We start from the raw sequence: 13,515 nt of genomic DNA on the forward strand, positions 1-13,515 counted from the left end.
TTTCCCCCCTTGACGCGGCGCGCCAGTTGGGCCTGGCACAGCACCTGCAAATGCTGGGATACAGCCGGCCGGCTGACGTCCATCCCCCTCGCCAGCACCCCTACAGCCTGAGGCGTTGTAGCCAACTTCTCCATCAGGGTCAGCCGGGTGGGATCGGCAAGGGCTTTGAATGCGTTATGGTAAGTGATCACTTACCAATTTATGCCGGCTGGCAACACCCTGCAAGTACAATTCTCCCGCTCCACCCCGTCCCTGCAACCAGTACAACTGTAGCCTGAACGGTGGATTTTCCCCGCCGCCGGCGGTAAACTGTCCCATCTAGCATGAGGATTCGTCGCATGAAAAAGTTTCGCGCCCTTTGGCTGGTCATGGTCATCGCAGGCTCTTGGTCGCTGCTGCAATCCGCTGGCGCCGGCGGTGAGGTCACCAAGTTCCACGAAACCGGCATCGTGGTGGACATCCAGACCTTCTACGATGCGGCCAAGGTTGAGTCTGCAGGCTACCGGTCACTCCGGGGCAACGTGGGCGCGCTTGCTCTGGTGGCCAAAAGCGGGGTTTACGCTTTTCTGGAGACGCCTGGCAACAGCGATCACTTGCAAGGCATTGCACCCGGCACTGCCGTGGACCTCAAGGGTAGGCTGCTGGTCAACGGCGCCCTACTGCACATCGACGATCTGACGGCGGTGAAAAAGGCCCCAGGCATCGACCTGGACGCTTACCGCTCAGCCGCTGGCGAGGAGGTCTCCCTGACCGGCTACAACCTGTGCCAGTGTGGCCTCAACGTGGGCGAGCTGCCCCACAGCTGCAAGCTGGGCCATCTGCACCACTTGCAGGCTTCCGACGGCAAGATCTATCACTACCTGCAGTACGGCGAGGCCCAGAAAACTTACCTGGGCATCGACTCGCACTTTCGGCAGGTGGGTGTCAAGGGTCGCGTGCTGCCGGGACAGTACTTGCTGGTCGCTTCCGTCACTCCCCGCTAGGCGTCCCCGCCTGAGTCTGTCCCGCTGGCGATCCGGACCGCCGCCTCAGTCGTCGGCCTGGTCCCCGCCCGCAATGGAATCCCCCTGCCGCCGGGTATGCTCGGCGATTTTTTTGCGCTTTCCCGGGTCACCTGTCCTGCTGTGCGGAGATCCGTTCCTCTTCAGCGGGCAGGCGTCGGGCGGTGGGCGTCGGGCAGGCGGGATTCGTCTGCAGGTTGGGACGGTTCGGACACCGTCAGCGGCTCTGTCACCAGCTCCTCCGCCTCAGGGTCGACCGTAATCCTGATCTTTGAGGCCGGCTCGGCGAAGGTCAGTTTCAGCGCACCGCTGGCGATCTTTGTGCCGGCCTCCACCGTGCCCCAAACGATGATCTCCGGCCTCATCGCCTCCAGCCTTTGGCGGTAGAATTCCAGGGGCGCCTGACGGTCCAGCACCTCATGCCCCGCGCTGGCAAATGCTTCCAGTGCTACCCGGAAGGTCTCCAGCGTCGTCTCAATCTGCTTGGTGAGGTTGGCCAGGATCCGCATGGCGTTCGTCCGCTGGGTCGGCGATAGTTTCGGGTCCTTCAGCCTGCGTAGCTGCTCGGACACCTTGCGGGATTCGTCCGTGATGGTATCCTGCGCCAGGCTGAGGACGGCGCGCCTGTCCGCCATCCGCGCCTCATACTGCCCCACTACTGTCAGTTTCGACTCATAGTCCGATTCATCGAGATATTGGATTCCCATCAGGATGCTGGTATCGTCTTTGATATCGCCCACCACGATCCGATGTCCAACCTTGACCTGCGAACCGGACAGGGTGGGCGAGGCGAGGGTGCCCCCACAGACGATGTCGCAGCCCCTGATTTCCGCCTCGACGATCAGATTTCCGCCGGTGATAACCCGCGTGTTGTGCAGTTTGAATGTCTTGAAATGTCCCCCCGCTCGGACCGAAGCCTTGGCGCCCCCACCGCGGTTCTCGGTGAGGCCATTCACCTGAATGTTGCCGGCAGCCTGCAGCAGGGCCCCGTAGTCGGTCCCACTGATGTGGATGTCGCCCTTCGTAACCACGTGCGCAGTCGCCTCCACGTCATCTTCGATCATGATGGCCGCTTCATGGCGGATCTTTCCGTCAAGGGCGGTTACCCGCGACATATTTTCCATGGGATGCACCGAGACCTCTCCATAAAGGTTCTGGTGCGCCACGCCGTCCACGGCAGCGCTGATTTCGGTCCCATCGTCAGAGACCGTGGTGTTCCTCCCGGCCAGGATCCGGGCATTCAAATGGCCGTTCCGCAGGACACGACTCTCATCGTCAGGATACCTCAGGACGGTCTGTGGCGGCGTGTGCATCTTGAGCAGCGTGTCGCCCGATTCCACCCGCGCAAGGATGTTCAGCCCAGCCAGGCTGGAGAAGTCCCCCGACGAAATCAGCCTATCGATGAGTGCAAACATGTCGTCGAGCCCCTCGATCTTCGCAGGCGAAACCGAAACCTCGGCCACCGCCACCGGGACTTCTCCTCTGTAGCCGCCGCCAATCTCGTCCACCCATTTATCCAGTACGCCAAATCTGATCCCCAGGCTGTCGAGCGCCTCGTAAATCTCGCTGGCTATGCCCTCGCCCTGGGTGATCTGCGCCAGCACAACCCTGCCGCCGTCGACAAACTGTACCTTAAGCACGCCGCCTGCCAGCGGATGAATCTTCTCCTCAACCCTCAGTTTCACGGCTCCAGGAAGTCCTTTACCATGTTGCGCAGCATGGCCTCGGTCTGTGCCAGAAATGTATTATATGCGCTGATTTCAGCGTCAATCCCATCGTTTTTCGCGTGCGGCCCTGCGCCTATCAATCCAACCGCCGCCAGGATCTCATAGACCTCGGCCAGCGCCACCGGCTTTTTCATGGGCCGGGAGAGGGGCAGTTTGATCAGCCCGGTATTGGATAGGATATCGTGATTCTCGTACAGGAGGACCAGCGGTGGCCGCTTTCGTTGCCGGTCCGCAGCCAGCCGATCGAGTTCCAGGGCCAGCACTCTGGCATTCAACTGGGCCATCTCTGCATCCAGAAAGACCACCAGGATGGGGTTGTCCCGGTAGGTCTTCACCGCAATCGGCTGGCTTGAAGTCACAATCGAGGTGATCCCCAACACCTCGCACAGGCCTTGGATTGCGTCGCGGGTAGCCCTGTCGCGATCCATAATGAGGACACTGAATCCACCGGTTTCAGCGGCAGCCATAGCGCGTCAGCCCCCCGTACTTTCTGTGGCTTGCCAGGGGCGGTACCACGCGCCTGTACCCGTGCAGACAGGTCTCAGTGGCACTGGCGTCAGTGATCCCAGGGCGCGGTAGGCAGCAGGGGGCTGGCCTGGGCAGTCCCCACGGAGGGCGATTGGATGGTACGACTTGACGGCATATCAACGGGCCAAGAAATAAGTGCGGGAATTTAGCGGCCCGTCAGCCTATTTCAAAGCCGCCGCCGCTATCTGTATGGCGACAATTACGATCCAACCTTGAGACCCGGGGGTAAAGCAGCCAGTTGAACGGCCTGCTGCCTCACAGTGGGGTAGCGCAGACCACGCTCGACGCCGATGCAGGCCGGGACAAGCAGCGACCTGGTCGTCATCGACCGCCTATCCCGGTCTGACACGTGGGGCGGGCCGTGGGGGTGGCAGCACACCCGGGCAGCGGATCCCGCGCCTTACTTCAGAGCGTCAGCGCCCCCACGCTGGGGGGCAAGGCTATTTCAGGAACACCATCTTGATCGACTGGGTATACTGTGCAGACGTCAGCCGTGCCAGGTAAACCCCTGACGGGACCCTCCGGCCACTGTGGTCTAGCCCCGACCAAATGAGTTCATGGTTGCCCGCCTCGGTGACACCGCTGGTCAATACCCGAACCAATCGGCCGCCCAGATCATAAACTGTGATCCGCACCTCTGCAGGCTGGGGGAGGTCAAAACTGATGACCGTGCTCGGATTGAACGGATTGGGATAGTTCTGCCGCAGTTCAAACTTAGTGGGCAGGCCAGCTGCCACGTCCCCCGTGCCTAGGGTGCCCCCCTGGATTTGGAGGTTGTCGATGGCCCAGCCCCAGCCTACTGCCAGCGGGTCGGAGAACAGCCGGAAGCGGATGGCAATCGTGTCCTGCGCACTGAATGTGTCGGTGAAGTTGATGGTCCGCGTCAGGTAGAGCGACTCCGTTCCGGGGGTCACCGAATTGATACCCACGATGTTGGCGTTGTAGGCGGCGGTCCAGATGGCGGCTGCCCGTGAGTCATAGCCGTCCACCAGCGGCCGCCAGTCGACCCCATCCGTAGTACCCTCCACGATCACAAAGTCAAAGAAATTGGCGTTGAGGTAATCGCTGACAATGCCCTCCTCAACCAGCACGATCTCATCGAAGGTCATGACCGCCTCGCTCTGCTCCGCCACTATGATGGAAGCGCCCAGCTGATAGGTCAGCTGCGTTGCCTGTGGATAGGGGTGCGCCGTGTGAATGGCGCCGGATGTGAAGCCGGTGGCGGTGGTCACCGAGAATCCGGTGCCGAAGAAATCGCCGCTATCGCCGAAGTTAAAGTTGGCGCCGTATTGGGCCACGATGGAGAGCGGCCGGATGATCACCACGTAGGACGGCGTGCTGTAACTCCTGCCGTCCTTGAATGACCGGGCCTCTATGATCAGCGTCTCTTCGCCGCCGGCGGCATAGAGAAGCGCGGTGTCCTTGGCCGCCGCATTGGCGCCCAGCCGGAACGCGGCCGCCCCATTGACGAACACTGTGGTCGAGTCGTAGGCCGAGCGCATATCAAGGGTTGTAGCCACCAGGCCGTTGGGCAGCTGGGCGGGCTGGCTCAGCCTGGGAGCGAGGGTCACTGTGGGAGGACTGTAACCCGCTAGCTCCGGCAAGGTGGCTGTCCACAGGCCCCGGCCATAGGTGGCTACCAGCACCGTCTCATCGACGATGGCCAGCTGGAAGATTGAGACCTGCGGCAATCCATTGTCGGCATATGCCCAGCTGGCACCACCGTCCTGAGAGATGAACAGGCCAATCTCGGTGCCTGCCCAGATCTGGTCGCTGTCAAACGGCATCACCAGCAACGCGAAAAAGGCCACGTTGGGCAGTCCCCGAGTGCTGGTGCTGGATGAGGGGGTAAACCCGGAGATATCCTCCCAAGTTAGTCCCAGGTTGGTGGTCTTGAGAATCTTCGGATTGTCAGGGGCCGAAAACAGGAGGTATGCGGTGGATTCGTCAAGCGGGCTGGTACCAATCCCCGACGATTCATTTACCGACCGCGGCAGTGAGGTGGAGATGTCGGTGAAGCTAAGTCCCCCATCAGCGGAAACGTAGACGCCGCCGCCGGTGCCGCGCGGTATGTCAAAATCAATTTTGGACGTCGCCCACACGACCTGCGGGTTGGCCACCGATATCTCGACGTTGTCGAATGCGCGGTTGCCAATCCAGTTGCCCGTTATGGGCGTCAAGGTCCAGTTGGCGCCGAAATCATCGGACCGGTGGATACCGAATCTGCTGAGGGTGAAGACCAGGTCGGGATCGATCTTGCTCCCGGCGATCTTGGTGATGAACGGGCCATTGCCCGTCGCGCCGCTGGCCACCGCGCTCCAGCCGCTCCCGCCGTCCGTGGAGCGAATCAGCGTGCCCCACTGCGTCCCGGCCAGAATGAGGTCCGGGTTGGCTGCGTTCCACACGGTCTCAACCCCATCGCCGCCCCAGTCCTTGACCCACGGGGAGCTGGCCGTCGGATCGGCTCCCGAACGCCAGGTGCCGTTGTCCTGCATCCCGATGATGAAGACGTCCTCACCCGGCTTCTTGTCCACGCCGTATAGCTGGGTGCTCACCATGCCGGTGAGTTGTTGCCAGCTGTTGCCCGAGTCCGGTGATACCGCCAGGCCGCCGTCGTTGGCGTCCAGAACGCGAAAGTTCCCTGAGCCGTCCGTATCCATGATCGTTGCCAGGAAGTGGTGATCGGCGTGGGCGAACGAGAGGCCCTGTGAGTTGGGCCAGTTCCAGGCGATGGGTGTGGTGCTCCGTTCTGCGGTCGCCGGATTGATGTCCATGCGGTAGGTGTTCACCCCGCCGACGAATACCACGTTGGGATTGGTGGGGTGTACGGCAATGGTATTGTCAAACCAGCCCGCCACGTAGCTCAACGCACCCGAAAGACCAAAGGAATTGAACCAGTTGGGGTCGTTGCCCGTATCGTTCACCAGGACCCAGTTGGCGCCGGCGTCGGTGGTCATGTACAGGTCGCCAATCCCCCCCCAGCGCTCCACCGCCGCATAGAGCCGGGAGGTGTCGGTGGGGGCGATGGCAATCTCTGTGCGGGTGCTGATGCCCTGGTAAGTCCCCTCTTGAACCCCGTTGAGAAAGGCGCCCGCCAGTGTCGCCACCGACACGCTCCACGTCAAGCCACCGTCCACCGACTTGACGACCCCGATCTCATTGACCGTGGCGTAGAGGGTGTTGAAGTTCTGAGGGTTGCTGATGATCTGCTGGACCCGGTTGTCGGTTTGAGCGCCGAACACAATGTCGGGATCAAATACCTTCGTCCAGCTGCTGCCCCCATCCGAGGAGCGGAAGATTCCAGAGGTACGATTGCCCCCCTTGGTAGAGAGGTAGGTATAGCTGTTGTTGCTGGCCACCAGCACCACGTTTTCGTCGTTGGGGTCCACCACGATGCGGTTGATGGCCCCCAGCAATTCGCCCTTGGCGCTGTTGGGCAGTTGGCTCCAGGTATTGCCGTGGTCCACCGATTTCCACACCCCGCTGCCGGACAGGTCGATAATCCGGCCGTAGCCCATGCCGGTGCCCACATAGATCACGTCGGGATTGGACGCGCTGATGGCCAGGGTGGTGGTCGATTGCGTCGTGAGCTCCGGCGTCTTGGGCGTCCAGGTGGCGCCCGCATCGGCCGTAAACCAGATGCCCCCGCCAACCGTGGCTACAAACCATGAATTGCCGCTGGGGTCGGCGGGGTCCACCACTACTGCCCTGGCCCTCCCGCTCACGTTGCCCGGCCCGCGCTCCACCCAGGTGGGTGCCTGGGCCTTGGTGAGTGCCCCTGTCGAGCGCTGCAGGGCCATCCGCAGCTCCAAAACCTTATAACCTGCAGGGTACGTGGCGCCGTCAACGCCCGTCTTTACCTGTGCCAGCCCCTCGAGAAAGGCCCCCGGGTCCTGGGCCTTCGGCTTGGTCTGCTGCATCTTTTTGCGGATTCCCGCTACGGCGCGGCTAAGCCGCTGGGCCTCCGGGTCGTCCGGATCCAGCTGCGCGATCTGACGGCCCAGTTCCCTGAGCAATTCCTGGGGATCCACCACCGCATCGGCGGCTCCCCAGGCTGGTCCGGTCCAGGGATAGGCATAGAGGTAAAGGGCCACCAGCGTGCCCAGCAGGGCGCCCAGCGCCGTGGTCTTCATTCCGGTCGGCATGTTTGTCTGTCTCCTGAACTAGATTTGGATGCGGCCCGGCAGCACGAATCATGATGCCGGCTACTCCAGGTTCAGCGTCCTGGTCTCCTTGAAATGGGTCATGGCAATGGAAGTGTTCGTCCGCGCCACCCCGGCAGCCGGATTGATATGGTCGCGCCGGAACTTCGAGAGCGCCTCTATATCACGCGTCCGCACTTTGAGCAGGTAGGACCATTCGCCGGTCAAATCGTAACAGGCTTCCACCTCCGGCAGCCTGGTAATGAGTTTGATGAACGGCACCTCGTTTTCCACACCCACAACCAGTACCTGGATGAACGCGAGAATATTCAGGCCTACCGCACGCGGATTGATCCAGGTGTAAAAGCCCAAGACGTCCCCCCGCGCCTCCATTTTCCGCACGCGCTCATGAATAGTGGAGGTGGCCAACCCCAGCTGCTTCGCAACGGTGGTAAGAGAAAGCCTGGCATCTACTTGAAGCATTCTGAGGATACTCCTGTCTTTCGAATCTAGCATTGCCTTATCCTCCAAAGTAGTGATTATTTTCAAAAATTACCGTCATAACAACGACAAACTTGCATGAATTATGCACATATTGCAAAATACGGTCTCGGCACGGAGTTGCGGGTGGGGGCCGGTTGCCCGGGCGCGTCCCCCATTATTCTACAGCCCACGTGGACAGCGGGGCCTAACTGTGCTGATCACTCAAGGGTGTGTGACCCCGGTTACATTTCCAGCGCTGGCAATGAGCTAACTTACCACCCACATAGATTTATTTGAGAGGAATCCGACATGAAAGCGCTTATCTCATCGGCAGGTCTTGGTTTGATCATCGCCCTGGCCGGTTGTGATGCCCCCACCGCCGGAAATGGTGAACCAGCCTCGGCCACACTCAGCTTTATGGTGGGTGACAACTCCGCGCTAAGCAAATCGCTGTCGGGCCACGTGGCACTCAGCTCCGCGAAGCTGTTGCTGAAAACGATTCAGTTCCACAGCGTCGATGACGGCGATTCGCTGGACTTCAGGTCCGACGCAGTCGTGGTGGACCTGGACCTCACGGGCGCCCTGAACACCCTCGAGCCTATCGATATTCCCATGGGCGAGTACAACAAGGTCTCCTTCCGCCTCCACAAGCCCGGTGATGGTGAGGACGTGGGCGACCCTGACTTTGTCGAAGGTGAGAGCGGCAGTGACCGCTATTCCGTGGTCGTGGCGGGGACCTACGGCGATTCGTCCTTCGTGTTCAAATCGCGGCGCACCGCCAATCAACGGGTGGAGTTCGATCCTCCCCTGGTGATATCCGACACCACCGGCCAGGTCAACGTCACCCTATCCGTCGACGTGAACAGCTGGTTTATCGATAAGAACAGTGGCGCCGCCCTTGATCCTACCAACCCCGATGACGAGAGTAGCATTGACAATGCCATTACCGAGTCGTTCAAAGGCTTTGTCGACAACGACAAGCGAGGCGGCAACTAGGATCCACCGATGAGCGACCCACAGCGAAGCCCTCAGGCTTTTGTCGACTCCGTTAATCAGAGATCAAACGAGTACTTGAGCTGCGGATCCGCACCTCGGTGTGCCTGAGTCAGGCGCCCCGCCGCATACAGCGCCATGTAGGCGGCGTCGGACAGGTCCCGCGAATGCGGTTCAGGTGGTCATTGCAGAGAGCGTGATCTCCCCCTGGAACTGCAGGTTGGAGATCCCAATACTATTCACAAGCTTCAAGAATTCTGCTCGCCCAGCACATCTCGCGCCTTTTCCCTCAGCCGGGACTTAGCCTCCTCAACATCGCGCAAAGCATCCTGAAGTTGTTCGTGCTCTTTGGAGCGCACTTGCAGCCCCTCCGCAATGAACAACGCTGCCGCCTCGGAGCGGCTCTTCACGGCTCCGGTTTCGACCCAGGCGTCAAGGGCGTCCTTGGTCCCTTCATCGATACGCACCATAACCACCTGGTCCCGCGCATTGGCCCCTAGTTCGCGTACGGTGTCCCTGAGATCGCCGCAAAGACAAACGACCTTTACCCGTGCCGGGTCAGCATCATCGCCGGCCAGCGATTCTAAATCAATCCCGTGCTTACCTAATTCCTCTTCGATCATTTTCCAGATCTCACTACTGCCGAACTGTCCCTGAGTCATGTCGCGTTCCTTTCAATGACATGTAAGTTAATTACAAATTACTTAATTCGCAATTACAATGCCGCCAGAGTCCCTGGGTTCGATCCGGGTCTGGTCTACACTTGCACAGCGAAATACCCCTGGTTTCGCCTCCCACAAATAATCAGGAGTCTGTCATCACGTGCTCCGTAACTTGAAACCTGGATTTTCGGCTCAGTGGCCCGCTCTCCCTTGCGTCTTGGGCGCCGGGCTTATAAATTGCGCGCTTACAGGGTGAGCGGCCTGCGCACATTTTATTTGCCAGTGCTGACAACCGAGTCTTACAGATTTCCAACTGAAAGCGGCCAACATGAGTGTTACGTCCCCTCGGTCCGAGACAAGCTTCCACAGCCTCGCTGATCTCAAGCTGCAGATGGAGGCGGTCCCCTGGCATGATTGGCTCGCCAAGTACCGGGCGCCGACGCTGCCCAAATCGTTGTGGCAGCTTTTCAATTCACTTGCGCTCTACGTCATCGGGTGGGTGCTGCTGTACCATTCGCTGGCGGTAAGCTACTGGCTGACCCTGGCGCTCATGCCCATTGTGGCCGGCATGTCGGTCCGCATCTTCATCATCAATCACGACTGCGGTCACGGGTCGTTTTTCAAGCAAAAATGGGCCAACACGGTCGTGGGATTTGTGACGGCAACGCTCAACTTTACCCCCTATTTCCGCTGGCGCTACGAGCACGCCATCCATCATGCCAACTCCGGCGACCTCAACAAGCGGGGCACCGGCGGCGATGTGTGGACCATGAAGGTGGAGGAATACTTGGCTGCCTCACGGGCCAAACGGCTCGGCTACCGCCTTTACCGCCATCCGCTGGTGATGTTCCTCGTCGGCCCGCTATGGATATTCCTGGTGTGGCACCGGTTCCGCATCAAAAAGCAGCGCTCGCGGGAGCAGTGGAGCGTTATCTGGACTAACCTCGCCCTGCTGGCGGCCATTACCGGCCTGTCGCTATGGATCGGGCTGAAGGCCGTGCTCATCATCCAGCTGCCCATGTTTGCCATGGCGGGCAGCGCGGGCGTCTGGATGTTCTACGTGCAGCATCAGTACGAGGGCGCCGTCTGGGCCCCCAGTGAGGATTGGGACTACGCCACCATGAGTCACTTTGGCAGTTCCTACTACAAACTGCCCGGCGTGCTGCGGTGGTTCACCGGCAATATCGGCTTCCATCATATCCATCATCTCTCGCCGAAAATTCCCAACTACCTGTTGCAGAAGGCCTACCGGGAGAATCCCTTCTTTCAGAAAGTCACCACCCTTACGTTCTGGAAAAGCTTCAAGTCGGCCCGGTTAAACCTGTGGTGGGATATGGAACAGCGCCTGGTGGGCTTCCGCGAGATCAAGCACCTGGTCAAGGCCCAGACCGGCTGAACCCAGCCTCTACTCTATTCCCGGCCCGTCCGGGCTGCCGGATTCATCCGTATGCTACATTCCGTTTGTTTCCATGTAGCTGCTCTGCGATTTGGCTATTTCAGCAGCACCATCTTGATCGTTTTGGTGAACTCGGGCGTCAGCAGCCGGGCAATGTAGATTCCTGTAGGCAGCTCCCGGCCGGCCTGATCCTGGCCATCCCAGCTCAACTGGCGGTAGCCTGGTCCCGCGTGTGCATCTATCAACCTCGACACTTCTCTGCCGCGTAGATCATAGATCACCAGCCTGACATGGGCCCCATGGGGGAGGTCATATCGTAAGGTGGTTGCCGGATTAAAGGGGTTGGGGTAGTTCTGGGCGAGGTCGAATCTGGGGGGCAAGAGATCTGCCGCCTCCACAGCTATCACCACTCCGATTATCTCGGGAAGCATACGCCGCCAGATACCACTGCCGGAGCTACCGCCAGCGAAGATAAATGAATCGCTCACGGCAATGGCCTCAACCAGAGTATCCATCAGTCCCTCGTTGACCAGGCTCCAGCTCGCCCCGTTGTCGGTGGAAAGAGACACTTCTCCCCAATTGGTTAAGGCAAAGACATTGGTATCGCTGACGGCTAAGTCGAATACCCAAGGATTCGGCAACCCGTTACTCACGTCTGTCCAGTTCGCTCCGTTATCGGTCGAGAGAAAGACTCCGCCCTGAGCACCGGCGAAGATATTCGTGCCGCTGATGGCAAGTCGCACGCCCCAAAGTGGGCTTGGCAAGCCGGTATTGACCGCCATCCAGTTCGCCCCATTGTCGGTGGAAAGAAATACGCCGCCGCCATCGGTCCCGGCAAAAATCTTAGAGCCGCTGATGGCAAGGGACCAAACGTTAGTATTTGTCAATCCGGTGGTGCTGGCGGTCCAGGTGGCCGCGTTATCAGTCGACAGGTAGACCCCGCCACCATAGGTCCCAGCAAAGATCATCCCGCCGCTGACAGCCAAGGCCGTAACGATACTATCGGTCATGCCGGTACTTGACTGATTCCAGGTGGCCGCGTTATCGGTCGATAGGTAGACCCCGCCACCCCAGGTTCCGGCATAAATGTTCGTGTCACTGACGGCCAGTGCCCGAACCTCGGGAGCTGTAATGCCGGCGCTGGAGTTGGTCCAATTCGCCCCGCTGTCGGTGGAAAGAAAGACACTGCCACCTAGGTCGGCTAAAGCGCTGGTATCCGATCCGGCAAAGACATTGGTGCCGCTTGTAGCAAACGCATATACGTAGACACCTTCCGGAGCGTTGGTCAACACCCACTGGGCGCGGGTCTCGATGCTGGCAAGGGGAATACCCACCAGTAGCAGTGCAAGTTTAGCAGATTTTCTGTTCATGGCGTCACCCCTGTTTGAGTCTTAGGATTGTGCTTCCCCAGACTGTCGGCCCATCTGGGTTGGGGTCGCATTGGGAGCAGAGCTCGCCGCATCCAACGACCGCAGAAGCCCCTGGCATTAGGTCAAGAGTCGCATGAGAGTATCGAGTTAATAATTAGGTGATTATCTTTCCTGATCAAAATTACTGGACTTGCAGGTCCGCGTCATCACTGAATTATCAAAGGTTCGTCAAACTTTTGTCATTGACTTGGGGGCTGAAAACTCCGGGTCCGGACAGGTGCAAATGTTTTAGGGGTGAGGCAATAGGGGAATACTTTGGGAGCAAATCAGTCTTAGTAGCTATGACCTGCCCTCAGAGGTTGGATGGGGCTGAATTTTTCGGCGTCTAATTAGGTCAGTGATGAACATAAATAGTCCTGTTCGGAATCGATTGATGATCACTATATTCTCGCGAGCAGCCATTCATAACCCAAATTGATGCAATGATTTCCAGTACCAGGGGCAGTACAATGATACTTTTGGCCGACCTGGTCCTGATTGCGTTGGCGGTGCCCGGCGCGTATCGGGTAGCAATAAGGCCCGCGCTACCGGTCGATTACGCCACCGAGTCCGGCAGGGTTGTGATTTTAGCGGTGCCGGACCCTGCAGTTGGCTTCAACCTCCAGCCCCAAGACCTGATCATCTCTATCGACGCCCAGGCCGTAGCTTTCTCAGCCGATGTGGAGTTTCTCACGGATCACAAGAAGATCGGAGACTTGGTGGAGCTGAAAATCAAGCGGGATGAGGCTACGTTTTCAGCGACGGTACCTCTGGGGAAATTTTATTCGGCGCGTTACCTGGCGGTTCAATCACTCGCCGCCGCACTGTACTTCTTTCTGGCCATTCTAGTGCTTGTCAAACGGCCAGGTGACAGCGTGGCGCGATCATTTCATTGGCTTAGCATGGCCACCGCTGTCATGATCATGTCCACTTGGGCCAGTTATGATATCGGCCCCAAGGGCTTAGGCCATGCCATTCAATTGCTTGATCTGGCTGCCAACGCGGCGGTGCCCGTGCTGTTCATGGGGTTCAGTTTTGTTTTTCCCCGGCGTAATGATTGGGCCCTGAAGAAGCTGCTCCCACTGGCCCAGGGCCTGGCTGTAGTGCTGCTGGCATGGATGATGATCACTTTCCTGGGCGCCGCGTTGCCCCCCAGCGTGACTGCCTACCACCG

11 protein-coding genes are annotated in these 13,515 nt (G+C 59.4%); 4 read left to right on the forward strand and 7 right to left on the reverse strand.

Annotation, left to right across the window (positions count from 1 at the left end; genetic code table 11):
• On the reverse strand, window positions 1-188 hold a 188-nt coding region (locus IH971_08895), incomplete at its 3' end, for a winged helix-turn-helix transcriptional regulator (GenBank protein ID MCH7497955.1).
• Window positions 189-338: 150 nt separating this feature from the next.
• Here IH971_08895 and IH971_08900 point away from each other — a divergent pair.
• Window positions 339-983 carry a hypothetical protein gene (locus tag IH971_08900; protein ID MCH7497956.1) on the forward strand — a complete coding sequence of 215 codons (645 nt, stop codon included), beginning with the start codon at window positions 339-341 and terminating at the stop codon, window positions 981-983.
• Window positions 984-1,144: 161 nt separating this feature from the next.
• Here the strand turns inward: IH971_08900 and IH971_08905 are convergent, their stop codons facing one another.
• The 4 genes from IH971_08905 to IH971_08920 all read right to left on the reverse strand — a co-directional run bounded on the left by IH971_08905 (window position 1,145) and on the right by IH971_08920 (window position 7,914).
• Window positions 1,145-2,686, reverse strand: coding sequence for a DUF342 domain-containing protein (locus IH971_08905; protein ID MCH7497957.1), 1,542 nt, complete (start codon window positions 2,684-2,686; stop codon window positions 1,145-1,147).
• Window positions 2,683-3,195 (reverse strand): hypothetical protein, encoded by a 513-nt coding sequence (locus tag IH971_08910; protein MCH7497958.1) that lies wholly within the window; start codon window positions 3,193-3,195, stop codon window positions 2,683-2,685. Before IH971_08910 ends, IH971_08905 begins: the two co-directional genes overlap by 4 nt.
• Before the next feature lie 501 nt (window positions 3,196-3,696).
• Window positions 3,697-7,401 carry a T9SS type A sorting domain-containing protein gene (locus IH971_08915; GenBank protein ID MCH7497959.1) on the reverse strand — a complete coding sequence of 1,235 codons (3,705 nt, stop codon included), beginning with the start codon at window positions 7,399-7,401 and terminating at the stop codon, window positions 3,697-3,699.
• A gap of 60 nt (window positions 7,402-7,461) precedes the next feature.
• Complete coding sequence (locus IH971_08920; GenBank protein ID MCH7497960.1) at window positions 7,462-7,914, reverse strand: Lrp/AsnC family transcriptional regulator; 453 nt, start codon at window positions 7,912-7,914, stop codon at window positions 7,462-7,464.
• Window positions 7,915-8,190: 276 nt separating this feature from the next.
• Here IH971_08920 and IH971_08925 point away from each other — a divergent pair, with 276 nt between their 5' ends.
• Entirely contained in the window at window positions 8,191-8,877 is a 687-nt protein-coding gene (locus IH971_08925; GenBank protein MCH7497961.1) for a hypothetical protein, read from the forward strand.
• Window positions 8,878-9,122: 245 nt separating this feature from the next.
• On the opposite strand, the gene IH971_08930 is transcribed toward IH971_08925, so the two are convergent.
• Window positions 9,123-9,536 (reverse strand): hypothetical protein, encoded by a 414-nt coding sequence (locus tag IH971_08930; protein MCH7497962.1) that lies wholly within the window; start codon window positions 9,534-9,536, stop codon window positions 9,123-9,125.
• A 328-nt stretch (window positions 9,537-9,864) separates the two neighbouring features.
• On the opposite strand from IH971_08930, the gene IH971_08935 reads away from it, so the two are divergent.
• Window positions 9,865-10,932 carry a fatty acid desaturase gene (locus IH971_08935; GenBank protein ID MCH7497963.1) on the forward strand — a complete coding sequence of 356 codons (1,068 nt, stop codon included), beginning with the start codon at window positions 9,865-9,867 and terminating at the stop codon, window positions 10,930-10,932.
• Between the two features lie 95 nt (window positions 10,933-11,027).
• Here IH971_08935 and IH971_08940 read toward each other — a convergent pair whose 3' ends face one another.
• Entirely contained in the window at window positions 11,028-12,302 is a 1,275-nt protein-coding gene (locus IH971_08940; protein MCH7497964.1) for a T9SS type A sorting domain-containing protein, read from the reverse strand.
• A gap of 509 nt (window positions 12,303-12,811) precedes the next feature.
• On the opposite strand from IH971_08940, the gene IH971_08945 reads away from it, so the two are divergent.
• The coding region (locus IH971_08945) for a PDZ domain-containing protein (protein MCH7497965.1) at window positions 12,812-13,515 on the forward strand (704 nt) is incomplete at its 3' end.

Source organism: Candidatus Neomarinimicrobiota bacterium, from assembly GCA_022560655.1.
In the GTDB taxonomy this organism is placed as follows: Bacteria; Fidelibacterota; Marinisomatia; order SCGC-AAA003-L08; family TS1B11; genus JADFSS01.

Excerpts from the sequence above, each read along its gene's own strand:
- IH971_08900 (MCH7497956.1), top strand. The coding sequence starts at position 339 with ATGAAAAAGTTTCGCGCCCTTTGGCTGGTCATGGTCATCGCAGGCTCT.
- IH971_08910 (MCH7497958.1), bottom strand. The coding sequence starts at position 3,195 with ATGGCTGCCGCTGAAACCGGTGGATTCAGTGTCCTCATTATGGATCGC.
- IH971_08915 (MCH7497959.1), bottom strand. The coding sequence starts at position 7,401 with ATGCCGACCGGAATGAAGACCACGGCGCTGGGCGCCCTGCTGGGCACG.
- IH971_08920 (MCH7497960.1), bottom strand. The coding sequence starts at position 7,914 with ATGCTAGATTCGAAAGACAGGAGTATCCTCAGAATGCTTCAAGTAGAT.
- IH971_08925 (MCH7497961.1), top strand. The coding sequence starts at position 8,191 with ATGAAAGCGCTTATCTCATCGGCAGGTCTTGGTTTGATCATCGCCCTG.
- IH971_08930 (MCH7497962.1), bottom strand. The coding sequence starts at position 9,536 with ATGACTCAGGGACAGTTCGGCAGTAGTGAGATCTGGAAAATGATCGAA.
- IH971_08935 (MCH7497963.1), top strand. The coding sequence starts at position 9,865 with ATGAGTGTTACGTCCCCTCGGTCCGAGACAAGCTTCCACAGCCTCGCT.
- IH971_08940 (MCH7497964.1), bottom strand. The coding sequence starts at position 12,302 with ATGAACAGAAAATCTGCTAAACTTGCACTGCTACTGGTGGGTATTCCC.